Raw genomic sequence first — 25978 nt, forward strand, 5'->3', positions numbered from 1 at the left:
AATCACTATCCAATACAAGTAATTTTCATAATTTTGACCTAAATAACGGAGAGAATGGAAACACGAATTAAAATAATCTACTGGCTGACAATCATCGCATTGGCGGCATTGGTGGTGATACAAGGTTATTGGTTGTTTAATCAGTATACCTATACTTTGGTGCAATATGAAGGAGAGTTATTTGAAAAAACCATTCATGTAGGTCAGATGGATAGGAATTTAAGAAAAGAACTACATGATGAGGGATTTAAGATAATGACCTGGTGGAAAATGGAGGCTACACAAAATAATGTCTCAACATTTAATCCCGAATTGGAGTGGGTTTTTGATACATATATTATTGATACAAGAGAGATTGAACATTATAATTCTATGTCATTACAGCAAATAGATTCTCTATCTGAGGTAAGTAAAGACATTGAGAAATACAGATTTGATATTAAAATCCCTAATCGTGAATATGATGTCTATGATGCGTTGGAACGATTTCATATAAACAAACTATGTCCTTTTAATACAGAGCGTTTTGATTCCTTGCTCTTGACGCAAGGAATCAAAGCTCTATCTATAAAGACTGAAGTTACAGATTCAATGGTCTGGAATCCACATAAGATAAGCCATACCTCAATATGGAATCCAACAATGGAAGTTACTTATCCCTTTAATATTTTGCAGAAAGAGCAGGTTCGAATAACCTATAAATTGGGGGGATCGCCGATACTTGGAAAGATGCTCAAATCTCTCTTATGTTCAATACTCATTTCTTTATTACTCGCATTTTGCCTGATATATCAGATACGGACAATTATTAAGCAGCAACGGATTGATGAATTGAGAAAAGATTTTATCAAGACAATGATTCACGAGTTAAAAAGACCGGTTGCTACATTGAAAATGTGTATCTCTTTCATGAAAAATGATAAAATGATGCAGGATAAAACGATGAAAGACGATATTATTCACAGTTCGCAAAACGAGTTGGATAATCTGTCTTCTTACTTCTCTAAATTAAGGGATTTAACGTATGGAGATATGGAAGAAATACCTCTGAATTTATCAACCTTCAACATAAAAAGACTAATAGAAGAATGTATTGAAAAACAAAATCTTCCTGTTGATAGACAAATTACCATCACAGCCTGTTTTGACAATGATAATGTTGAAATCACAGCGGATAGAATGCATGTAATTAATATTATATGCAATTTATTGGAAAACGCTGTTAAGTATTCGGAAGGAGAAACATCTATTCTGATTGACGGCCATTCAATAGATAATAAGTATATAATAGAAGTTTCAGATAATGGTTTTGGAATTTCACTGGCTGAATGTCCTTTCGTTTTTGATAAGTTTTTCCGGAGTTCAAACATTATAAACAAAAACATTCCCGGAATAGGATTGGGACTAAGTTACGTTAAACTATTGGTTATTGCCCACAAAGGAAAAATATCTTTAGAAAGCACATTGGCAAGCGGTAGTAAATTTATCATTGAGATACCCAAAAAATAATAAAATGAGAGTACGAAAAATATTATTGGTGGATGATGATTTAAAGAATTCCATGTTTCTAAAGCGGTTCTTGGAGGAAGAATCATATGAAATAACTTATGCCAATAATGGGAAGGTGGCTTGGGGATTATTTGCATCACTTAAACCTGATTTGGTATTATTAGATATTAATATGCCTGAAATGGATGGTTTTGAACTTGCTCATAAAATACGGAAATGCGACAAAAAAGTTATTATCTTCTTTCTGACGGACCGGACGGAAAAGTCAGACCGCCTGAAAGGTTTCGGACTGAAAGGGAATGACTATATACCCAAACCGTTTTATCCGGAAGAATTGATAGCTAAGATAAGAGAACGGTTTGATGGATTATCAAACTGTGAGGAAGAAATATATCAAGTCGGAAATACGGCCTTTAATTATTCTCTTTGTAATATTAATTTTTCAGGTGTTTCTCAAAATATATCTGCGAGACAATCAGATATACTTAAAATATTGGTCCGGCATCTTAACTCTGTTGTAGACAGGGATTATATTCTTGAAAATATTTGGGGATGTAGTAATAATTCCAATTCATTATCACTAAATGTCCAGATTACTTATTTGAGAAAAATACTGGAAGCAGATAGTTCCATATCCATTATTTCATTAAATAAAAGAGGATATGTACTCAGAATATCATAACTTAAAGTAAACGGATAAAATCCTTCCGGTTCAATATCCTTGAATACTTTCGTGTTTGCAACTACGATTGCCGTGCACGTTACCTTAATTGCCCCACAACAGCTGCAGGTAATTTGTGGCCGCTGTAGCAGAAAGCTCTCCTGTTTCTACTTCCCTGACCACCTCTAGTTTGAAAGACATACTATAATCTTTTAGACTACGCTTTACATAACTTGAATTCAATTCTTTATCCATAAATAAGTTTTTTGTGTCAACCTATTTTAGGACGGGACATTATAGGTTATCCTGTAATAGGTATGCCTTTCTCCCGACAATACGTGATATTGACTTTTGCCTCCACATTTGGCAGAGTTATATAATAAAAAAGGGAACGAATGAAGCATATTACTTTTTAGGGTATTTTAAAGCACTAAAACACTTGATTTACATGATTGGCTATTTGTCAATTCTCATGATGAAATTATTAGGATGACCGAAAAAAGTGCGAAAAGGATAGTAAAAAGAACATATCTAGATTTTTTCAATAAAATCATCTCTCTTTAATAGCCATCTATATTGATTTTATCCTCTATAGTTGTACTTCCGTTACTCAAGCAATAACTAAGTGCGTTAATAACCTTTCTAGGTGGCCCTTTAGCCCCTGTCCCTTTTCGAAAGAGAACAAGGTAATTATTCCGGAACATAAATTATTTCTCCATTTTCCAGCTCGTAGGCTATTCCTACCTTACGTCCCTTAGAGCCGGACGACTGTTCCTTCGAAGGAGTATATTTATTTATTTTATTTCCTTCTTTGGTTATAATTTCCATGTTTTCTTTGCCCGGATTTTTTACTATTGTATAATCTTCCTGAGTAAATACTTCCGTCATATTCATGTGCATGACCATTGCCACCATGAGAGCAACAGCAAATACCATTGCTACATCGAAAAGGTTTACGATAACACTTAGCGGATCGGTATCCTCTTCTTTGGCAAATCTGCTGACCCGGCGTTGTCTTCTCATATTATCCTTCTTTTTGAGTTAATACACGTGATACATAATCCAGGTTATTCACATCTTTGGCGTACCAGCGTTGTTTGAACTGCAATGTTACCAATCCGATGGCAGATACTACCAGCCCGACTACTGTTGTAGCAAATACAACCTGCATATTATAAGCCATTCCTGCGATATCTCCTGTAGATAGCCCTACCAAAGCCGGACTCATAGCAATAAGGGTTCCGATAAGTCCAAGCACAGGTCCCATTTTTGCTAAAAGTTTTGATAGTGATGCATCTTTTTCCGCCTCATTTTCAAAATTAGAGATTAAATAGTCGGAATATGCATCACTGGCAGGAGTCGTTAGCAGATCTCTCAGATATTTAATGAATAAAGAATTATCATTTTGAGGCAATAAAGATTTAAGTTCATCTACAGATGAAAGGTTTAATCTTTTTATCTGATCATTGAGCACCTTATCGTTTTTTCGTTTGGTCATATATTGATTGTAAAAGCTCCCGACCAGTAATAATCCTCTGGCAAATAGACAGAGTAAAATAATGATATCCGGTATTAATAAACTATTTGCGACCCAGAAGAGTACTTTAGAAATAATTTCCATTGGTTGATTCTGTTTATATAAATTATTTTTTCATTTGTTTTCTTTGCATAATTCGCCACCGGATTTTGTTCCATACATATCCGATAAGGAAAGCAATGGCAAAAAGGGCCAGTGATAACCCCAATGCTTTGAAGTTAACAGGCTCTTCAGCTACCGCATAGGTGACATTCCCGTTGACTGTCGTCAATAGTCCCAGAATTGCCACAAAAAGGCTTACCAGAAAATGCACCTCCAGTCTTAATTCTTTTTCCGGGAACATATATCTTATTCCGTAAGCAGCCATAGGAAGAATAACTAATACCGTTCCTGCCATTATATAAGAGACTGTATCAAAATCTGTTCCTGAAAGGCTAAAAATACTCTGAGTGAGTATATAAAAAAGCACCGGGAACAGAAGTAGGCTGGGATACCAGTACAGAGGCAATAACCATCGTTTTATCCTTCTCCCGAATAAATTCCGGAGTGCCGCGAAGCAAAAAGCAAAGCAGATTACAGATTCGATAGTAACCAGTACAGCAGCATCCTGTAAGGCCTCGCGGTTCATCAAATAATCATTTATCTGAGTCTTTGACTGTAAGATAGCATATTGTTCCGCCCAAAGGAGGAAAACTGCACAAACAATGCTGAATATAGCAGCCTGCCACCACTTCCAGAAACTGAGTTTCAGTATGCAGTTGATAATAATAAACAGCATTAATATCTGAATAATAAGCTCCATATAATTATTGTCAAATCAGGCAGGGAAATATATCTCCCTACCCGATTAAGATTAATCATTACTTTTCCGTTTCTTCTTTAGTATAAATAACAGGATAAAAAATACGACAAGTACTACTCCTGCAATAATAAGCCCGTTCAGGGAGGTTTTTGACTCTTCCGGTATAGTCGTTCCTACTTGGTCTTTTTTCAATACCATGCCATTTTGTGCGATGTCGGATGAAGGTGCAGCAGTCTTCATTTGTTGTATCTGCCGATTATACACTTTTGCTTCTTCTGTCGATACTTTTTTCGAAATGAAATCCTGCAACTTGGCATTCCCTCCGGCAAAACCTGCGCCCGAAGAACCAAATTCTTTAACCAGGCCGGTATGCAAGCTCGCAATATCCGCCAATTGAGCATCTGTAGCCTTCCACATTCCTTTGCGGGCAGTCTCCATCATAATGGCTGTGATCTCTTGCAAAGCCTCGGGATTTGTCTGTTTGAAGAAATCTTTAGTTCCCAGATTTTGAGAATCTTTTACGTACATATCATATAACTGATCCCACAGTTCGTTATCAATAACATCGGGTTTAGCAACATTCCAGCCAAAAGTATTTGTTACTACTTCTGTAATCTGAGACGCACTTGCCGCACCACCTTTCATTACTTCTTTCACATACGCCGGATTTAAAACTGTAGTGCGGGATTCCACTCCGATGGCCTCTTTCAGATCCTGCATCTTAGCATTATTACGGTTTCGGTAATCAGCAAAATATGCATCGGGATCTTTACCCGTAACATTCCGTATAGCCAGATTCATACCGCCCATAAATTCATATACATGATCCAGGCTTAAAGCTCCCCATGTATTATTCTGCCGTGGCTGCACAACCACATCCGTGTTATGAAGTACTGTACGTAGAAGCCCTGTCTGAAACTCTCCCCAATTCTTATCGCTTCCATATGCTGCTCCCATATTATTGATATATGTATCGGCTATTTCTTTTTCCGATTCCCATTTGTCGCTGCCGGTTATCATTTCCTGAATACCTGTTCCGTACATTCCGTTTATTCCTCCGAATATCCGTTGAGTAGACATTGCACGGGCATCTTTAGGTGATATTCCTTGCTCAACCAACTGACGTTCTATCTCAACCGTACTTTGATGTACAAGGTTTTCATATTTTTCATCTTTTGCCGTTGCTGCCATTTCCACAGCTTTCGATATCAGTATCAAACGTGATGCCGCCAAATCCCGGAATTGTCCGGATGTCTGAACCACAACATCTATACGTGGACGCCCCAGTGTCTCAACCGGAATAAGGCGCAGGTCGGAAACCCTGCCGTATGTATCACGTACCGGCTCAACACCCAGCATATATAATACCTGAGCTATTGTTGTTCCTTCACTTTCTATAAATTCACTGCTCCAGAATGTATAACTAACCTTACGGGGGTATTCTCCATGCTGTTTTTTATATTGCTCCAGTGTCGTATTTACTAAAGACACACCCCTGTCCCAAGCTAATTCGGACGGTGTGGATTCAGCATTTATCGAATACAGATTGTGACCTGTCGGTACCGCCATAGGGTTTGCAACAGCGTCTCCTCCCGAAGATGGAGCGATATAACCACCAGCTAAAGCATTTAATATAGATTTGAACTCTTGTTCCGGACTATCTTCCAATGCCTGTTTATAATATACTATATTATTTATAGTACGTTCTATTTCAACGATTGCCCGTGCCTCTTCTTTTTGAGCCTTTGTATATTCAGGGGCTTTCGACATTTCAGATTTTCCACCTTTTGCGGATGGTTTTCCCATCGCCGCCGGATCAACCTTAGTAGGCTTAGTCCCTTCTTCCCTTTTGGAGCTATCCGGGCGTTTCCCAACTTTTGGTATCCACGAAGGATGGCCTCCCGAAGATGGTGCTTTTGACTGAGATCCCGGACTATCACTGTTCATCGCAGCCATTGCAGCTGCCATGCCCCGTTTGGGTGGAGACAGAATCTCTTTTGATTTCTCCAGATCAGATTGATTTATATTTGCTATACCACAGATCAGTTCATTACTCACAACTTTTCCATTCAATACCTGATTCACCAAACTTTTTGCAGGATCGAGGTAAGACCGCGTGAAAAATGATTTGTTTTTCAATTGTTTTTCGGATACCTTTCCCCGTTGCCGGTCCAAAGCAGCCAGGCTGTAAGCTATCGGGTCGGCGCTCATCGCCAATACCGTAGATTTTATTTTTTCGGCAGTGTACGGTATACCCGAAGTATAGAGTTGCCCGTTCATTTTTTCATTGGCTATTTCTTCCGCATAATTCTCTATACGCTCTATGTCCTCAGTAGTATAGGGTTTTGTGAGAATACTATCTAAACGCAAGTCCCGGTGAATTCCCATGTCTACAGCAATCTTTTTTACCTGAAGGGATGCCTGAGGTTGTTTAGGCTCCTCTGTTTTATAATATTCGCGTATTTTGTTTTCCAATACTTTGAATTGCGAGCGTGTATCGCTTTCCATGAAAGCCGGAGTAAGGTAAGAGACCGTTGTTGCATAAGATCGGCGTTTAGCCATCATGCTTTCACCTATATTCCCTATGGTATAGTAATAGAAATGAGGGAGAGTGCCTATCAAACGGTCGGGCCAGTCGTTACTACTCAAGGCCACTTGCTTCTGAGGTGTGAACTCAAGGCTGCCATGCGTTCCAAAGTGAATTAAGGCATCTGCTTTAAATCCATATTGTGTCCATAGATACGAACCAATATAGGTATGTGGCGGAGGTGATTTTGTCCCATGTACGATGGCAAAGCTATCATCGCCTAAAGCGGCCATTGGTTGAGGAAGTAAAACAATATTTCCTAACTGAATGCGGGCTACAGCAAGATACGCTCCATCGTTTTTTATCATGCTCATATATGCACCGGGAGCTTCTCCGTAGGTATCCGTTACCTCTTTATACAGTTCCGGCGATAAAGATCGATGTATCCATGCTTCATAGTCTTGTTTTTTTATCAGCTCCGGATTGCCGTTTTTAAGATAATCATCGAAAGCACCTTCTGCATAAGTGCTCAAAACAGAGCCTTGTGTCATCAAGAGTTTTTCAAATTCTTTTTCGGTTGCAGGAAGATTGTCGACTTTATATCCCTCGGACTTCAACCGTTTCAATAGATTATAGAGAGACAGAACTGTTTCCAGCCCCTGGGCAGCTAATGTTTCCTGTCCTGCTCCTTTAAAATAATATATGGCAACCTTCTTATCTGCATTCTTTTTGTGTTTGAGTGTAATCAGGTTATTCACTATGGTCGTAAAACTTTTAAGCCTGTCAGGTATTGTCCTGAACACATATAAACCATCATTGTTCTTTTCCTGAGCGACTAATGAGTATGGATAAATTGAGCCGTCCAGTTCCGGCATAACCAGACTTTGCCCCATAAATCCGCCGAACATCCCCATCGGGTCTTTCATCCAGTTTTCTTTCAACTGGAGAATGGTGAGCGGTGTAAATATAGGGATATTATGTGCTTTCAACCAATCAATTGCTGCGTCTGCCTGTCCCATCAAAAGGCGCCCGTGCGGGAAATAAACAACAGCTGACGGGTTTATCTGCTCCAGAAATTCGATGCGTTTTGTCATCGAAGATATAGGATACACATTCAGCCCTGAGTTTTGCAAGGATACAATCAGGCTGTCCAGATGTTCTTTATTTCCACTGAAAGGATCGTGTATCCCTGCAACAATAGCAACTTTACCTGAGCCTTCCCTATAAAAACCTTGTTTCTTTAAATAAGATTCATATTCCTTTACGTCTGTGAAAGCAATATTTTCATCGAGATGGAAGAACGCATCGGATACACTTTCTATTACAGGCTGCGCCCCTGTGACAAAAAAGGTCTTTTTGTCTATATTCTGACGGATGTAGCGTGCCATATTCTGGTAATTAGGCTTATTTGCATTCTCGAGATATCCGGATATCTGTTTGAGGTCTGTACTATCCAGATTGCAGATATTATTTTCCGGATTAGTAACAGCAAACATATAGACCGGTGTTCCTTTGTCCGCTGCCAATTGTATTTGATTTCTTTGTTCTTCAGAGACTTTCAGTCCCATTCCAAAACCTAAGACAAAATCATAATTAGTCAGTTTGCCCAGATCGTCTACGGAGACAATTTTATACTTTATAAATTTGTCCTCATTGGATAAGGAAATATTCGATACCTGAAAAGGCTGGAAATTGAGAAGAGCTATTCTCGTCGGAGAGGCCGTTCTCTGCCAGATAATCCAACCCGATATAATAACTAACAGGGCAGATAAGGCAATTATTATGTATTTCTTTTTCGATTTCATTGAAATAATTCGTTATTACTGGTTTTAGTGATTTTTCTTATAGCATCTTCCGTCAATAAGACGGCTTTTAGTTAGTCAGTTTATATAGCCTGACTGGTCTATACTTGTTTTGCAGAAGTATTTCTTTAGCTATTGTGCCATCTCTGTTTATTGAATATATCCCGTTGATCTTGTCCGTACTGCTGTTGGGTACACATATATAGAGTTTATCATCTGCAATACTGAATACGTTCATCCGTGCAGACGGGTTAGATGCCGGAATGTCTAACTTGCGGATAGACATATCCTGGGGATTTAGTTCATAATATTCCATCTCTATCTTACTCCCTTCCGAATCACTATCCGAAAATGTATATTTGATAGTGGATATATGCAGGTATATTCTATTGTTATAGCTGATAATAGACTGAGCAATACGTCCCTTTCCAAAATATTTATCTACGTTAAATTCCCACGTCTTGTCAAAATCCGTTTCTCCTCTTTCTATTCTGAATATTTTAGATTCGGTAGGCGTACCAAATTGGTTCCATCCCCACGAACAGAGATACATATCACCCGACTCGGTCTTAGTTGTAGGATTGTTTTCCGAAACAAAGAAACCGACTGTACGGGTATTGGGATAATTGATGATTTTCTCCACCTGTTTTGTCTCTATATCTATTATGGCCAGATAGAAATTCGTTTCATTGTCGGCTATAATATTAAAACCCACTGTTTCCAGAAATACTACGCTTACATATAACTTTCCTTCTTTTTCGTCTAATACCAATGAACCCGTACGCACCATATTATTACCGCTTTCGTCGAGCCATTTAGCATCGGGACGGAAGTTCATTATCGCGTCCTTCAGATCGATTGACCCGGTAGTATTCATTGTGTACGGATTGAACATGTATATGCTCTGCGGGGACAAGCCTTCGTTATAATAAAACCCGAGGTTACGGTCAACAATACATAGTTTACGGGACGGGAACAAGTTATTTTTTCTCAGATTGAGACTCTCGTTTATAAATACCCGATTACTCATATTGAGGCTTAAGCGATATATACCGGGGGTGGACGACATTCCCTTTTTATCCTTTGCCATAGCAAAGAAATATTTTCCGATAGATTGATGTCCGGCTGAGGTAGACGGATCTGAATTTGTAAACAAAGATTCTTCCGACAATAATTCGTATGGCTCAGTATTATTCTTCACCTGATTCATTTCAAATGTGAAAAATCGTGTTATATCCGAGTTGGACGCCTCCTCTACAGCCAGCACATAATTATTAGAGGTGAAGTCCAGACGGGGTGTATTGTCATTTTCAAGATTCTCAACTTCGCACGATTGTATAAAAAGAGAGCTGAGAATTATAAAACAGAAATATTTTAAAGTCTTCATAATCGAATCTATTTGAAGAGATAAACCGCTTTAGCCCAGAAACTACGTCCGGGATTCTGCATTTTGAAATTATTATAGATGTCTTTATCAAAAATATTACGTACTTCCAATCCCAATGTCAACCTGCTTTCCTTATATGTCTTCATATCGAAAGAAGTTCCTGCTGTGTGAAGCTGTTGTTGAGGGATAACACGGTCTGTGGAAATTTTCGATTTCCCAAAAAGGCCTAAGAAACCATCAGGTTCGTACTGTTTCTCTATATAATCCAGATAATATTGATGTACATATGAATAATTCCAGTAGGTACGAAGTATATTATTCTTACCCAATACATTATTGAAAGTATATTCTACACCCAGATTCCCATAATAGAAAGGCATATTGCTGATACGGGCATCTTTAAAATGCACATTATTTGCATTTTCGTCGAGCGAGCCATTGTATCTGAACTCGTTATAAGTAAGATTCCCCGTCAGTCTGAACTTATCGAAAAAGGTATAATATCCGTCGAGTTCAATCCCATACCCTTTTACTTTCTCCAGATTGAGGAACAAACCCTGATATTGGTTGATTTCCTTGAGTTTTATCAGGTCTGTTGTATTCCTGAAATAAGTATTTATTTCAAAATTGTATTTTGCCGGCTTATGCAGCTTTAGTCCTAAATTGAAATTATTACTTTTCTCAGGTGATAAATCGAGATTGGAAATGATAAAAGTATTATCCCCGAAGATTTCCATCTGGTCGGGTAACCGGTAGGTGTTTTCATATGACGCGCGTATCAGGAGGTTATTCAGTATATTATACTTTACTGCCAGAGAGAAACTAAGCCCTTGTTTAGAGATGGATCTGTCTTCATTTACCAATTCGGACGAACTGTATACCGATTCTTTGCCTTTAGTCTGATAGAACAGGGACTTCATTTGTACAATCGTATTCAACTTGTTGTCAAACAATCCGGCATTATACCCTACCCCTACAATCAGACGATTATACGTAATGCGTTTTTTTTCTAAAGGATTGACCTCATCATCTTTCTTGTTGATGAAATAGTTATCAACTACATTAGCGGTAAGTATATGGGACGGGGTGATATGGTAAGACAATAATCCACGATATATCATATTCTGATAATCGGACTCAAGCCCGTTTTTCCCCGGAGCAGATGTATAAACACTCCCTATTTCCGAAGCCGAAGTGGAAGAATGCGCCTCTCCTTTCCAGTCGTAATATGTATTCTTAAGTGTATCTACAAACAGGTTGTCGATCTTACTATAAACAAGAAACTGAGTAGTATTCAACTTGTTGTCCATAAAAGATTTCCGGTAAGTAACAGAAGGTATGGCAATAGCTTTTTCGGTACGATAGACCGCACCAAAAGCCCTGTCACGGGTGGTAAAATCGTTTTGCATATCCTGATGCAGGGCAAAGCTGGTTACTCTGAACTGCAAAAGGTCTGCCCACGACAGATTGTCGAAGTTTACATACCCTTCTACAAAATATTGCTTAAATTTATTGTGGAATAAACGGGCTTCTATGTATGTATTACGTCCTGTTTCTTCTTCATAATAAGGCAGATTTTTTACCTTGTAATCGTTATCGGAATAATTTCCGAAGGCATACAAACCTACTGATATATTTCTATTCAACCGCCGGAATCCGTTAATAGTCGCTATGTTCGTATTGAAAGACCCTCTTTCGAATGATACTTGAATCTCTGAATCGTATAACTTACGGCTTACCAGATTTATAGCTCCCCCTAAAGCATCTATCCCTATTTCTGTCGGTAATACACCTTTATAAACCTCCATACGTTCGACAGAATTGACCGGAATTTTGGTTATACCGAAACTTGAACCGAGATAATCCAAGGGAATACCGTCCCGCATCAGTTTGATAGATCTGCCGCTAAATCCGTTTATTATAACCTCATTACTTGCTCCTAATGCCCCCGTATTACGCAAACGCACGCCCGGGCTTACATTCAGCAAATTTTGAATATTTGTAGCCTTTTCGTGAAAGTGAGTTACATCGATCACTTCTGCCTTGATGGGATTCAATCTGAGTTCATCAATCTTTCTGCTGGCACTTATAGTTACTTCTTTGAGCTCTATGGCTGAAGTTTTTATATGGAAATCCAATGTATCAGTAGATGCTTTGAGGTCGACAGACTTTATTTCAACATATCCATCCTGATGTAGCGCGTACAGAACATAGGTACCTGACGGTAAATTGTTGATTGTATATCTACCCTTAACATCAGTAAAAGCCCGAGTATCCAATTCTTCAATTATTATCTCTATATTTTCCCGAACTGTATTGTCAACGTATACACACCCGGAAATACTATACTTTTTATTTTGAGAATAAGATTGGTATGGGCAAAGCGATATTATTAATATACAGATTAGTATATATTTCATCTCGTTTAAATAAATAAAGTAAAAGAAGGAGTTTCTCCGTTTACTCCTTCCCTACTCTGATTTAGATACTATCTACATTATTTAGTGAAAATCGTATAATTGTCCTTTTTTACAGTAGTACTATTATCGCTTACATCGTCAGCAGATACAGAAGTAAATTCTCTTTTCAGAATATCAGCGCTTACTGTACTTAGATCTAGTTTGGTTTCAGCTTCCTGCCCGGCATTATTTATCACTTCTTGTAATTCCAGTATGAGTGATTTCACATCGTCAGTTATCTGATATGAAGCTTTCCATACAAATTTCATCACAGAGCTTTCCATTGCTCCTTCTCCTTTGGCATAACTTACAATGTATGTTGCATTATCATATTGCCAGGTCGTTTCCTTTGTACTCACAATACCCATTGGAAATGAATATCTGAATTTAAGTACACTCTCATCTTCGAAATAGAGAGTGATAAGTTTAGCAAATTCCAATACCGGATTCTGGGTAGCAAATCCCGGATCATATATTTTCGATCCTATTTTCAGCATCCATGCAGTGCCTGCCAGATTTGCTTTTGTTACCACAGTAGGATAAATTTGTTCCGGCAGTTTAAACGCTGCACCGTTCAATTTCAGATTGGGAGATACTTCCGTATCTATTTCCCCGCTGGTCTCCACTAGCGTGAATGTTGCTGTTGCTGCCACTTTAGGACGAGTCATCGGGTTTGAAGATTCGTCCATTCTATCCTGATCGATACTTATCAATGTTGTTGTGAAAATAAGCACACGTTTACCATCGAGAGTAGTTTCTTCTAAAGAAGAAGTTTTGGACATTGAAAAGTCATAGGGAGGCATCTGGCTGTTAAACTGAACGACTTCAAACGCTTTTCCGTCTTCACTCTGATTCCATATCCAATATACCTTTCCTGAGCCTCCATATGAGCTGCCGGTTATTAACTTAAATACTTTTCCCGATTTCTGTGTCTGAGAGTCTGTGTAATCCTCGTTCGTAAACTCAACACCCGAAGCACTTTCGAACATATAAGGAGCCCAGCCGAAAACATCCATTACATCAGTGAATGTTTCGTTTTTCCATGCTTTAACATTCGACTTGAAGTTTATTTCTTTAATAATCCATTTTCCTTCCAACTTTATACTTTCGGTCGGTATTACCGGATTATTATCATTATCATCATCACTACTGCAAGAATTCAAAAATAATATACTGCATAGAGCAAGCAGTACAACTTTAATATTTTTCATATGTTTATTGATTAATATAATTTAATGTTTTGCAAAGGTATTCGATGCATGAGTGAGTAACAATACCTAAAAATTAGGGTTTTTTAATAAGAAACTAATGATTTATGATTACTTTATATAGTTATAAAACAGTCTAATGTAAAAATAAAATAAAGAAAATGTCACATATGTTACGGTATTGTATTATCACTATTTAAATTATATTTTATTAACTTTTATAAGAAAATAGTGTTTTGAGTATCTTGCCTTAAAAAGATAATACATACACATAGAAGATTTAGATATTCCTTTAATTATCCCGATATTGCAGAGGTGTCATACCTGTTTTTTTTGAAATAAGTACCGAAAAAAAGAGGAATTTGCAAAATTTAGCTCATCTGGGATCTGGGCTACTGTCCGGTTCGAACTTTTAAGTAATGCTTTTGTTGTCATAATAACCATTTCATCAATCCATTCGGATGCCGCCCGGTCGCTGGCTTCTTTTACAATACGTGCCAAATGTTTGGGGGTAAAATATAACTTCGATGCATAATATTTTATTGACCGCTCCTCTTTATAATGTTTGAATAAAAGTTTTAAGAACTGCTGAAACACTGTATATTAATGCTATCGGTTATTATATCCCCCAAAAAAGAATTAATAATAAATATTTTACTCAAACAATTGGATCAACGTACTGGTATCCCCACACGTTCAAGAGCATCCGGGTCTATTCACATTAAGCAAAAAAGGTAGGCTTTAAATCTACTATTAATATATGCCAGTTCTTCAATAAATTGTAATATTGCTTCATTTAGATTTTACATTTGATTTTATAGGAAATTTGTTATGTAATTTGACCCATTTGCATACTTTATTATTTTTTGTATAAAATTCTAATACCTCATTCTTAATGATTCCGTGAATCTTCTGATCCACCTCTCGACCCGGATATAAAAGAACAGGCCGTATTATTATAATACGGCCCGTCTGCATATCTGCAAGCTATGGTCAGAAAGATGGATTAGTTATTGTTGTTCGAACTTTATCTTCATCTTATATATATCCAGTGTTATTCTATAATGTCCGCCTTCACCATCCTTTATTACCCATTTCAGGTCCTCTCCTCCTTTATTAGCCTGCATCCTGTCATCGGTAACAGGGGCGCCTGCTATCATCGGCCTTAGTGTGTAATTATCATAATTTTCGGCACTAAGTATCTTAAATTCACCAGGATTAAGATTGATATCCAATTCAAACAAATTATGGTTATCTGCTTTCATTGTAAACTTATGGAGGTCTTGCGGGATTCCCCATCCGGTACCCGCATTACCTACAAGATACAGGTTCGGATAGGGTACATTCATTTCGCATTTCAGCGTCATATTATCCTTTCTCACCTCTATATTATAGATGCTCTCGGTACTGATTCCAAACATATTGTCGGGTTCGCTTTCTAGAGCTCTATTGATCAGTGTGTTATCGCCTGCACCTTTATTCAGTGAAGGCAAAGACTCTCCCAATATGGATATGAATTTAAAATACCCCGGCTTCAGGACACCCTGCCATTGATAAACATTACCGGCTTCCGCCTCTGTCATTTTAATAGCCTTCGAGAGATCTGTTCCCGCGGGAGTGGCATCTCCTGTAAGATACAAGGTTTCAGGTGTCGGTACATAACTTTTTACTTCGAGAGTCATTATGGAAATTTCGGGATATATAAACTTAGGTCCGATTACCTTTGCAACTACCCTAGCCTGTATTTTCACGTCAGAACCCGGTATTTGCCCCCATTTATTCAGAATCAGATCGTTCAGTTCCTTATTGGTATATTCAACCTTGAACTCTGCATCAGGAGCAAATTCTATCGGGTCGGTAGATGTTTTGAAATCTGCGCCCCAAATATCAAGCCTGAAAAAATACACTAATGTATTCTCCTGCCCCGGATCTTTTCCCTTATTCCATGTAAAGAAAACTACCACATCATTGCCCTTGGCTTCGTCCAAGACAATAGACTCACTCGATGCTTTCAGAGATAAAGCATCCCCATTATTCTCCTTATCATCATCACTACAAGCTGCAAAATAAAATGCAGCTAAAAATAATATCGATATATATAATAATTGCTTTTGCATAGTTATATCATTTTCACGGGTTAGAATTATTCTGATGTATCCCAAAACGGTAATTGACGCAGATTCGGATTCTTGTCTATCTGGTCTTGTGGTATCGGAACCCAATAATTTTTCTTGGTAAACACACGCTTCTGATAGACTTTTCTCACAAAGAAAGCTTTATCGTTGTTCTTATCGTCGCTTTTGTCCGTACCGGAAAAATTCATTCCCCAGAAATCACCATTTAGTAACTTCTCCCCTAGTTTCCATCTCCTGATATCGTCCCATCTGGTTCCATTTTCGCAATTGAGTTCCACCCGGCGCTCGCGGCGAATAGCTTCCCGCATTGCATCCTGTCCGCTTGGCACTGCAATTTGTCCTTCACCTGAGCCGTAGATTGGTATACCTGCCCTTTCTCTTATCTTATTCAGGTAAAATAAGATTTCCGTTGTTTTAGCCGGTTCCGATTCATTCAGTGCTTCCGCATAATTAAGATAAAATTCTCCCAGTCTGAATAAAATACCCGGACGGTACGGGTTTACATTATTTCGCGGGTCGTGGTCAGGATGTACTTTCTTTCTTACAAGGTATCCGTTCTGAGGTGCATCATGCGTAGGTCCGCCATCCCATGCTCCACTATAAAAACGGGTAGTCCTGTTCTCACGTCTGAACCAGCATTCATTATAAAGCACCGATATATAGAACCGTGGCTCACGGTTACAATACATATTATATGTATCGGCTAATGTAACAGGATTGGAATCCGAATCACGATTTCCTTTTACTTCTATCCATTTTGTATCCCGCTTTTCTTCTGCCGTTGAAAAGCCTGTTTCCGTATAACCCGATGCTGTGTTTATGATCGGAGAGCCGTTCGCATTATATCCTGTTATAGCCGGTAAACCATTTTTCATAAAGAAAGCATCGACCAAAGACTGAGTTACACCCATACCACCATTACCACCGGTTCCACGGGGCTGTGCATGCCTGTCATATTCCCATGTTTCCGCCGGATTTCTGGCAAATAAGATCTCTTTGTTACCTTCGTTAAATCTACGGAACAGCATATTCTGATATGATAGGAATGGATCGATATCACCATTATTCAGATATTCGTAATACAGAGCATGTCCGTTTTTCTCAGCCAGTTCTATCAGATCCATGTTTGCTTTTACCGCTTTCGCCCATTTAGACGCATCAGGGGTAGAGTTAAATACAGGAGTGCCTTCACTGTTTGTATAATTGGCATAGTCGGGATTTCCGTTAACTAAAGGACTTGCCGCAAATAACAGCATCCGCGCTCTTACTGCCAGGCACGCAACAGAAGTGGCTCTTCCGTACTTTTTGGATTCATTATAGTATGGAGGCAGAATCTTCGACACGGCAACCAGTTCCTGATCTATCCAGTCAACGACTTCATCAAATGGTTTCTGAGGTATCATCAGTTCCGAAGCAGGTGCATTTACATCCACCAGGCCTAGTTGCAAAGGTATAGCTCCATAATAGTTCAACAACAGATAATAATAATATGCTATAAGAAAGCGCGCTTCAGCCTTCATATATTGTACTTCCTGTTCAGTAACCAGCTGAGCTTCGTTGGCCCTTACATTATCAATAAAAATATAAGCGGCACGTATCCTTTTCGGAAGCTGATTGAAGTAATTCGGTACCCAATCCGAAGTAGGATTCCAGTTTCCCTGTTGCTTCCCGATAATATTCCATCCAAACTGGAGCCAGCCTGTAGATGGAGCCAGATCGTCTCCCAGAGGGTCCATTCCTCTGGCGTATGTCCAGTATGTATCCGGGATATTGGAATATACACCGGCCAGCCAGTCTTCGGTTCTGGTCTTGTCTTTGAATATCATTTCCAGTGTCAACTGGTCGTCAGGCTCTTTATCCAAAAAGTCTGAGCAGGAGCTCATACCTCCTGTTAAGAGGAGGATAAGCGAAAGATAAAAAAATCTATATATTGTTTTTTTCATAATTTTCGATTTTGATGTTTCAGAAACTGATATTTAGACCGATAGAATATGATTTTACCAGCGGGTATTTACTTCCCCTGTCAGAGTCGATTTCAGGGTCCCATAACTTGAAGTCGGATATAGTCAGTATATTAGTTCCCCGGCAGAATATCCTTGCACCCGAAGACCCGAATTTCCGAACCATTGTTACAGGGAAATTATAGCCGAGTTCGATATTTTTCAGGCGCAGCATTTTCATATTCTTCATCCACCATGTAGACTCCTGATAGTTGTTTTCGTTCAGCCCCTCATACAATCTCGGATAGAAAACATCCTGTCTTGGATTTTCGATAGTCCACCTGTCTCCGGCATTTGTAAAGAAGTTACCTACTCCACCGAGACCAGATCCGGGAATAAAATATGCTTCACGTCCTATCATACGGTAAGTATGACCGTTTCCCTGGAAGAAAAAGCCGAAATCGATATTCTTATATCTGAGGTTGGCTCCAAATCCGTAGACAATCTGAGGATCGACCGTTCCTCCGAGATTTGTCCTGTCCAGAGCATCAATTCTGTTATCACCGTTAACATCAACATATTTGATATCTCCCGGACGAACGGACGAAGTAAAGGTTGGCGTCGGTATATCATCTTTAAGAATGCCATTTTCCACATCGGCAAAATCCTCGTCAGTGAACAGTCTCTCGGCCACCAGCCCGAATATCTGACCTACCGGGAGCCCTGTAGACGAACGGTTTGTACCTATTATACCTAATGATTCATCCTGTTCTATAATCTTATTCTTTGCATATGTAAATGTACCCCTTGCCGACACAAACCAATCCTTATTAATTTGTTTGTTGACATCCAGCACCATATCTACACCTTTATTGTCTACTTTTCCGAAATTGGCAAAAGGCATGTCAACAAATCCTGCAGAAGCAGGCATCGTGGTACGGCGCATAAAAATATCCCTTCGTTTTTCCATAAAGTAATCCACTTGCAGTTCGATTGCGTTGAACAGGCCCAGTTCTACTCCTAAGTTTGTCTTTGCCACAGTTTCCCATTTCAAACCTGTATTCGCGATATTTCCTTCCCAGCGTCCTGCTCTTCCGAATTCATCCCTGTTATATCCCCATACATAGCCATCTGTATTGTTTATGGTAGAAATATACGGAAAGCGGTATTCTGTATCACCTATCTTGAAACGGTCATTTCCTACAAGCCCCCACGATCCTCTGAATTTTACCTTAGACAAGGTATTTCTTATTCCTTGCATAAAAGGCTCTTCCGATAAGATCCATCCGGCTGCTACCGAAGGAAAAAATCCATAGCGCTTGCCTTTTGCAAAGTTCTCGGAACCATTATAACCGAAATTAAACTCGCCTATATATCGTCCCTTCATCGTATATGACATGCGACCCGCTATTCCCTGAAAACGGAACGGAAGCTTGCCCCCGTCATCGTAATTTCGTTGATTATACATGAAAAGGGCATTTACAGTATGATCTCCGAATGTATTGTCATACGTAAGTGTACCTTCCAGATAAGTGTTTTTATTTCCAAAATTAGCTCCTACAGAATGATCCAGGAATTCCTGCCCGTATGAAGAAACTATAAGTTGTAATCGGCCTGTTTCTGGGTCCCTCCCTGTAGCCGGATTATAATAATCGGGACTTTTCCCTCTTCTTACATTATTATCGGAATAATTGTCGAAAGAGAATGTTCCTTTTACCTTCAATCCGGGAAGAAACATTTTCAAATCCTGTTCCACTACAAATAAAGATTCAAGTTTACTCTGTACCACACGTTCATAACCGGTTTGAGTGAGTAATGCCCACGGATTTACACGTTGCGGAACTTGCGGAATCTCGCCTGTAGAATAACGTGTGGGATGCTGATATGGGGGTGTCTGGTATGCCATTGCAAAAAGATTATCAATACTCTGCGGCGGAGATGTGCGTTCCTGCATATAGCCTCCGACATTGAACCTTACCAAAGTGGTAGGGGTCAGATTTATATCTACATTAGAGCGCATATTGTACCTGTTCAGCCTGAGAGAAGAATTCCATCCCTGATTTTTATCTCTTTCAAGAATTCCGCCTTCGTGGTAAAAGGCTCCTACAAAAGAATAGCGTAATACCTCCGATCCTCCGTTAATATCAATAGAAGCCCTGGTATTGGTACCGAAATCTTTAAGTATTGCATCCATCCAGTCCACACTCGGATATAAATCGGGGTCTACCCCATTCCTTATATTATCGATATGCTGTTGGCTATACATCGGTTCTTTACCACTCTCGTGGCGTATACTGTTCATTACTTCGAGGTAATCGGCTGCACCGACAAATTCAGGTATCTTAGTCGGTTGTGTGATTGCCTGCTCCACTTTAAAGGAAAGGGTCGGTTTACCCACACGCCCCCGTTTTGTATTGATAAGTATCACTCCATTTGCGCCTCTCACCCCATATACAGCACTGGCAGACGCATCTTTCAATACAGAAAAAGATTCGATCTCTTCGGGGTCGATATTATTCAATGAACGTTCAATACCATCAATAAGCACTAATGGAGTGCGATTGCCCTGGAATGTACTGATACCACGTATCCAGAAGTTGGAATTGTCATAACCGGGCTCTCCCGATCGTTGCACGCCAATAACACCGGCCAATTGTCCTGCAAGGTTATTACTCATCGAGCGTGTAGTTCCGGCTGCAAGCTTTCCGGGTTCGATAGTAGAGATGGAACCTACGACAGATTCTTTTTTCTGTGTACTGTAGCCGACAACTACGACTTCGTCAAGCTGCCCGACATCTTCCTGCATTATTACATTTATTATTTTACGCTCACCTACGGTTTCTTCTTTAGGTAGAAAGCCGATGTATTTGTACTGTAACACAGTATATTTATCAGGTACGTTTATCGAATAATTCCCGTCGGTATCTGTAACAGTGCCTGTACTTGGATTATTCTTAACAATGATAGAAACCCCAATCAAAGGTTCCCCTTTCATATCCGTTACATTTCCCCTGACAGTAGTTTTATTCTGATTTTGCCGGGGAGTAGCAGGCGCCGGCTTTCTGGACACAAATACCTGCCTGTCGGATACAGTATAAATATAATCAGTGGATTTAAAAAGCTCTTTAAGCACTTTGTCGATAGTCTGACCTTTCATATCTATGGTCATACTTTTGTTCAAATCCACAGATTCATCATAATAGAAAAAAACATATTCACTGTTTTTTTCTATTTCTGAGAAAATTTCTTTTAAGGGTGTATTCTTTAAATTAACGGAGATTCTTGTTGTCTGAGAATAACTTTCCACGGCATATGACAGATTTATTCCCAGTAGCAGGAAACATATAATCAGTCTCATAATCCGCAATATTTTTCTAATATTAGCATCTTTTATGCTAAAAGAACGTTTTTTTATCATACATTTGTTATGATTTAAAGGTTAGACTTTGTACAGTTTTAACAATTTAAACTCTATTGGATGGTACTGGTACTACCATCCAATTTTTTCTGTAAGCTTCTTTACATAGGCATTTTACTGATTTAAGGTTAATACTTATTTTAAATGGTACTTTTTCACTAGTTCTTATTTATTTTATATATATTTCCTTCCTGCGAATAAATGATTTTCCCGTCGAAAGATAATCCTTTCATTATTTCCTCGATGTTATCTTTCAAATCCAGTTTCCCTGAACATCTTATCATTGAAGCTTCCGGACTACATTCTATATGTATTCCATAATATCGTGACAACCGTTCGAATACGACTCCCAGTCTTTCATTCCGGAACAGGTAAAGTCCTTTTATCCATGAGATATATTTATCAGCTTCTACCGGAATTATCTTTTCATCGCCTCCCTGAGTTTGAAACATTGTGTTGGGATTCAATATTGTACCTTTGGATTCTTCAGTTTCTACTTTTACTATACCCGAAACTAAAACAACCCTCTTCAATGCATCGGATTCATAAGCCATAACATTAAAGCTCGTACCCAGGGCTTGTACGCTCATATCTTTAGTCCTTACAAAAAAAGGCTTGCTTGCATCCTTGGCAACTTCAACAAATATTTCACCATCGACGTATATCTCTCTTTTATCTTTACCGAATTCGCTCGGATATATTACCCTCGAACCTGCATTAGCCCACAGTTTGGAGCCATCGGACAAGGTAAGTACGGAGCGTTTGCCCTTTGGTATAATCAATTGATGTATTGTTACAGACTTTTCTTTCTCAAGTACACCTTTTTCTGTTTTTATCTCATTCTGGTCGTAAGTAATTGTCGCTTCTTTTTCATCAAAAAGTATAGTCTTATTATCAGAAATAATCAGCTGTATTTCGGAATTATCGGGCAGTTCTACTTTGTTCTTATCCGCGTAGGCAATTATATCCGATGTATTTTTACCGGAAAATATATCCGTAAGGAAGGGAAATGAGATGGCCAGTATGGCTATACTTGCCGCCACTCCTATAGTAATAAACAGTGGCTTTCCTCTTTTACGTTTCTTATCCCCGTTCCTATGTGAAGAAATATTATTCCACATATGCGATATTTCATCATCAGACAGAGGATCGGCCGGAGCAGCTATAGATTGGAGATATTGTTTTGCAAGTATATACTCTTGAATATTATCGGGCTTTTCATTCTGAAAATTTGCCCAAAAAATCTCAGATTCTCCTGATGGTTCTTTAATAGAAGAAATAAAGAAATCGTCTTGAAGGAAATCTTCAAATGAATAATTTAAATAATCTGATTTATGAGTATTTTCAGGCATACGTTTTTTGTTCATTTATCAAGTAAACAAACTCTCCTTATTTTTATACTCAATTTTATTCTGATTTTTTATAAAAGCTTCTGATTTTTTTTAATGACCGTTGTATAACGTTTGCTACAGACTGATAATTCATCTCTGTAAGAATGCTGATTTCATCAATACTCATGTTCTCCACAAAACGGTAGTATATGATCTCCCGCTGCCTCATTGTGAGTAGGGACATCACTTTATCCACAGTTGCTTTAACAGACAGATCTACTTCAATATCTATCAGTAATGTCTCGGCCGTATCTTCCGTATAAGTTTCTGCCTGTTTTTCCTGAGTATCAAGAAATGCTATATGGGTTTGATGACGTTTTAGTACGTTGATCAAATGATTTTTCAAAACCCTAAAGAGATAAAATTTTATATTATCGGTAAAACCAATCTTTTCTTTATTATCATATAAATTAATGAAAATATCCTGAATACAGTCTTTTACAAGTTCTCTATCTGATGAAAGTTGCATACCATAATGAAACAGACTTTGGACATATTTTTTATAAATATGCGTAAATGCTGCATCATTTCCGGCCTGAAAGCTTTTCCATAATGAAGAATCGTCTACAAAATTATCAAAAGAGTCTCTCATTAAAAATGATAATAATTAAATAACAATGCATTGCACGGTATATGTAAGTCAAGCCGATTAGCCTTTTATATGTCCGTTGCATCTTATACCAATCTTGTTGTATCCTGCGAATGGGAATCAAATATGTATAAGATACCGTGTATTCTCAGCTAAACAAGACAAGATTTTTACTGCAAATATACTGACAAAGGTCAGGAAGATTCGCAGAGAAACTTTTTAGAACATAACTTTGGAGGTCTATTACTGATTACTATATGCGCCAGATATAAGCAGGAAATCCAAGCTTTTAATATAACCTTTTTATATCTACCCTTTAAAACCTCTTTTAACATAGCCACTTTTTTCAGATTATAGGAAGGCGTTTGTATAGTTCCGCAATCTTATCCGGATATTTTGTTCCAAGTTTATATCCTTTTTCATAACCGGTCAAAATGGCTTGTGATACACCTATTTGTTCGGCAAGGATATCCTGATTTATATTACGCCAATCTCTCCATCGACAGACATTCGTGCCATGACTGTTTTTCTTGACTGTCGTTTATTCCATGATACTCTAAATCTGAAATTGTTGCCCTGCAAAAATAAGAATTTAAAGTTATTGATAATTTATTTTTATTGTAATATTTCAATGAAATCCTTCCTGATGTTTTTAATCACCGTTATTCCCACTATTTGATCTTATTATACTTATAAAACAACATAATCTTGAATTTCACATACCTCTCTGCTATATTGAACAAAGTACTGTTTTAAAACAATTCTTTCCTAGGCATAAAAGCTGTATCCGGAAGGAATTTCTTTTGGTTATACAGCAATATTATGCTTCCATATGACTATTATATCAGATTTATATGTACTTTTATCCATAACATACGAATCTTATAACTAAATGAAAAAGACACTCCTCATTCTGTTTTGTATTATATACAATACAACAGGATATATATATTCCAAAAATAAGATTGATTCTCTTCTTAAAGTTCTGGATAAGACTATCTCAGAACGTCCCACATATATGAAGGAAAAGATACAACGAATAGACAGTTTCAAATTAAAACTAAATAATAGCCTTTCACTGGATAAAATATTCAGAATAAATGAAGATATTATTGCCGAGTATGAATCTTTTGCCTGCGATTCAGCTATTGCATATATAGATAAGAATATAAAAATAGCTGAAAAGTTAGACAATAAAGAATTTTTGTCGCAAAGCAAATTGAAGCTCTCCTTCGTCCTATCTTTGTCCGGCTCATTCACACAGGCTTTGGAGGAGTTGAATAGTATCGAGTATAAAGAACTTCCCACACATTTAAAATCCATGTATTGCTGGACATATATACGATATTATGAAAATCTTATAAAATATACAGACGATCCTCAATATGAGAAAAAATATCAGATTGAAAAAATGCATTACAGGGATACGGTCATGTCATTTCTTGGAAAAGGTACAGATATGTATGTGAAGGAGGAAGCTTTCAAGTTTCAGGACGAAGGCAGATATGATGAAGCCAGGCAGATATTATCCGATATATTTTCCAAACAGGAACTTCGGACACACAACTACGCTATGTCTGCAATGAGTCTGGCATTGGTTTATAAATACCTGAAAAATAGTGAACTGGAAGAAATGTACCTTATTTTAGCAGCAATAACAGATACTCAACTTGCTGTGAAAGAAAATGAGGCGCTTTTGGCATTAGCAATAAACCTATATAATAAAGGTGATGTTAATAGGGCTTATAATTACATAAGAGCAGCACTTGACGATGCAAATTTCTATAATTCCCGTTTCAGAAATACGATGATCGCGCGTGTACAGCCTATTATAGAAGACACATACCTGAACAAAATAGAGCAACAGAAGAGAAATTTAAAGGCATATGCTGTAATCATCAGTTTGTTTGTTATTGTGCTGGCCATTGCTTTATTCTTTATTTATAAACAAGTAAAAATAGTTTCCAGAGCCAGGAAAAACCTGAAAGCAATGAATGAGAAGTTAGCCAGTATCAATCATAAGCTGGATGAAGCTAATCTTATAAAAGAAAAATACATCGGTTACTTTATGAATCAATGCGGCGTATATATTGACAAGCTGGATGATTACAGAAAAAATGTAAACCGCAAGATAAAAGCGGGTCAAATAGATGAATTGTATAATATGACTGCTTCCAACCGTAGTTTGGAAAAAGACGTGGAAGAACTTTACATTACCTTTGATAAGGCATTCTTCAAGATATATCCCAATTTTGTGGAGGAGTTCAATACTTTACTTAAAAAAGAAGAACGTTACAAACTGGAAAAAGAACAATTGAATACTGAACTCCGGATTTTTGCTCTCATCAGATTAGGTATAACAGATGTCAATCAGATAGCCGTATTTTTACGTTATTCCATCCAGACTATTTACAACTATAAAAGTAAGGTAAAAGGAAAGGCTATAATAGACAGTGAATATTTTGAAGAAGAGGTGAAAAAAATTGAGGTATTTTCTATTAAAGATAACTCTATATAATTTACCAAAACCCCAATAAATAAAACAGGTAAATAGCTTACATATAGAGGTTTACTGGATAATTGGATTGAAAATCATTTACTCAAATGCTTACT

General features: G+C 38.0%; 16 protein-coding genes. 3 read left to right on the top strand and 13 right to left on the bottom strand.

Going from position 1 to position 25978, the window contains the following annotated elements:
* Positions 1–54: 54 nt before the first annotated feature.
* Positions 55–1509, top strand: a complete 1455-nt coding sequence (locus ACYQ3L_RS15720; protein WP_380001337.1) for a sensor histidine kinase — start codon at positions 55–57, stop codon at positions 1507–1509.
* A gap of 4 nt (positions 1510–1513) precedes the next feature.
* Positions 1514–2191: a response regulator transcription factor gene (locus ACYQ3L_RS15725; protein WP_380001335.1), complete on the top strand. Its 678-nt coding sequence runs from the start codon at positions 1514–1516 to the stop codon at positions 2189–2191.
* A 669-nt stretch (positions 2192–2860) separates the two neighbouring features.
* Here the strand turns inward: ACYQ3L_RS15725 and ACYQ3L_RS15730 are convergent.
* From ACYQ3L_RS15730 to ACYQ3L_RS15790, 13 genes are all read right to left on the bottom strand, one after another.
* The gene (locus ACYQ3L_RS15730; protein ID WP_380001333.1) at positions 2861–3193 is read right to left on the bottom strand and encodes a DUF2149 domain-containing protein; all 333 of its coding nucleotides are present in this window, start codon (positions 3191–3193) and stop codon (positions 2861–2863) included.
* A gap of 1 nt (position 3194) precedes the next feature.
* Entirely contained in the window at positions 3195–3791 is a 597-nt protein-coding gene (locus ACYQ3L_RS15735) for a MotA/TolQ/ExbB proton channel family protein (RefSeq protein WP_380001331.1), read from the bottom strand.
* Between the two features lie 22 nt (positions 3792–3813).
* Positions 3814–4509: a hypothetical protein gene (locus tag ACYQ3L_RS15740; protein WP_380001329.1), complete on the bottom strand. Its 696-nt coding sequence runs from the start codon at positions 4507–4509 to the stop codon at positions 3814–3816.
* A gap of 51 nt (positions 4510–4560) precedes the next feature.
* A complete protein-coding gene (locus tag ACYQ3L_RS15745; RefSeq protein ID WP_380001327.1) occupies positions 4561–8841 on the bottom strand; it encodes a cobaltochelatase subunit CobN in 4281 nt (1426 codons plus the stop codon).
* Between the two features lie 67 nt (positions 8842–8908).
* Complete coding sequence (locus ACYQ3L_RS15750) at positions 8909–10225, bottom strand: DUF4374 domain-containing protein (protein ID WP_380001325.1); 1317 nt, start codon at positions 10223–10225, stop codon at positions 8909–8911.
* 8 nt (positions 10226–10233) lie between these two features.
* Entirely contained in the window at positions 10234–12645 is a 2412-nt protein-coding gene (locus ACYQ3L_RS15755) for a TonB-dependent receptor (RefSeq protein WP_380001323.1), read from the bottom strand.
* Positions 12646–12722: 77 nt separating this feature from the next.
* Positions 12723–13895 carry a hypothetical protein gene (locus ACYQ3L_RS15760; RefSeq protein WP_380001321.1) on the bottom strand — a complete coding sequence of 391 codons (1173 nt, stop codon included), beginning with the start codon at positions 13893–13895 and terminating at the stop codon, positions 12723–12725.
* Between the two features lie 315 nt (positions 13896–14210).
* A complete protein-coding gene (locus tag ACYQ3L_RS15765) occupies positions 14211–14489 on the bottom strand; it encodes a helix-turn-helix domain-containing protein (protein ID WP_380001319.1) in 279 nt (92 codons plus the stop codon).
* 413 nt (positions 14490–14902) lie between these two features.
* Positions 14903–16009, bottom strand: a complete 1107-nt coding sequence (locus ACYQ3L_RS15770) for a SusE domain-containing protein (RefSeq protein WP_380001317.1) — start codon at positions 16007–16009, stop codon at positions 14903–14905.
* Between the two features lie 26 nt (positions 16010–16035).
* Entirely contained in the window at positions 16036–17970 is a 1935-nt protein-coding gene (locus tag ACYQ3L_RS15775) for a RagB/SusD family nutrient uptake outer membrane protein (protein ID WP_380001315.1), read from the bottom strand.
* A gap of 19 nt (positions 17971–17989) precedes the next feature.
* On the bottom strand, positions 17990–21385 hold the full coding sequence (locus tag ACYQ3L_RS15780) for a TonB-dependent receptor (RefSeq protein ID WP_380001313.1): 3396 nt from the start codon (positions 21383–21385) through the stop codon (positions 17990–17992).
* Positions 21386–21543: 158 nt separating this feature from the next.
* Positions 21544–22752, bottom strand: a complete 1209-nt coding sequence (locus ACYQ3L_RS15785; RefSeq protein ID WP_380001311.1) for a FecR family protein — start codon at positions 22750–22752, stop codon at positions 21544–21546.
* Between the two features lie 40 nt (positions 22753–22792).
* Positions 22793–23368, bottom strand: coding sequence for an RNA polymerase sigma factor (locus ACYQ3L_RS15790; protein WP_380001309.1), 576 nt, complete (start codon positions 23366–23368; stop codon positions 22793–22795).
* A gap of 889 nt (positions 23369–24257) precedes the next feature.
* Here ACYQ3L_RS15790 and susR point away from each other — a divergent pair.
* Positions 24258–25883: a SusR family glycan utilization regulator gene (gene susR, locus ACYQ3L_RS15795; protein WP_380001307.1), complete on the top strand. Its 1626-nt coding sequence runs from the start codon at positions 24258–24260 to the stop codon at positions 25881–25883.
* Positions 25884–25978 lie beyond the last annotated feature (95 nt).

The sequence above is a fragment of the Dysgonomonas termitidis genome, from assembly GCF_054657735.1.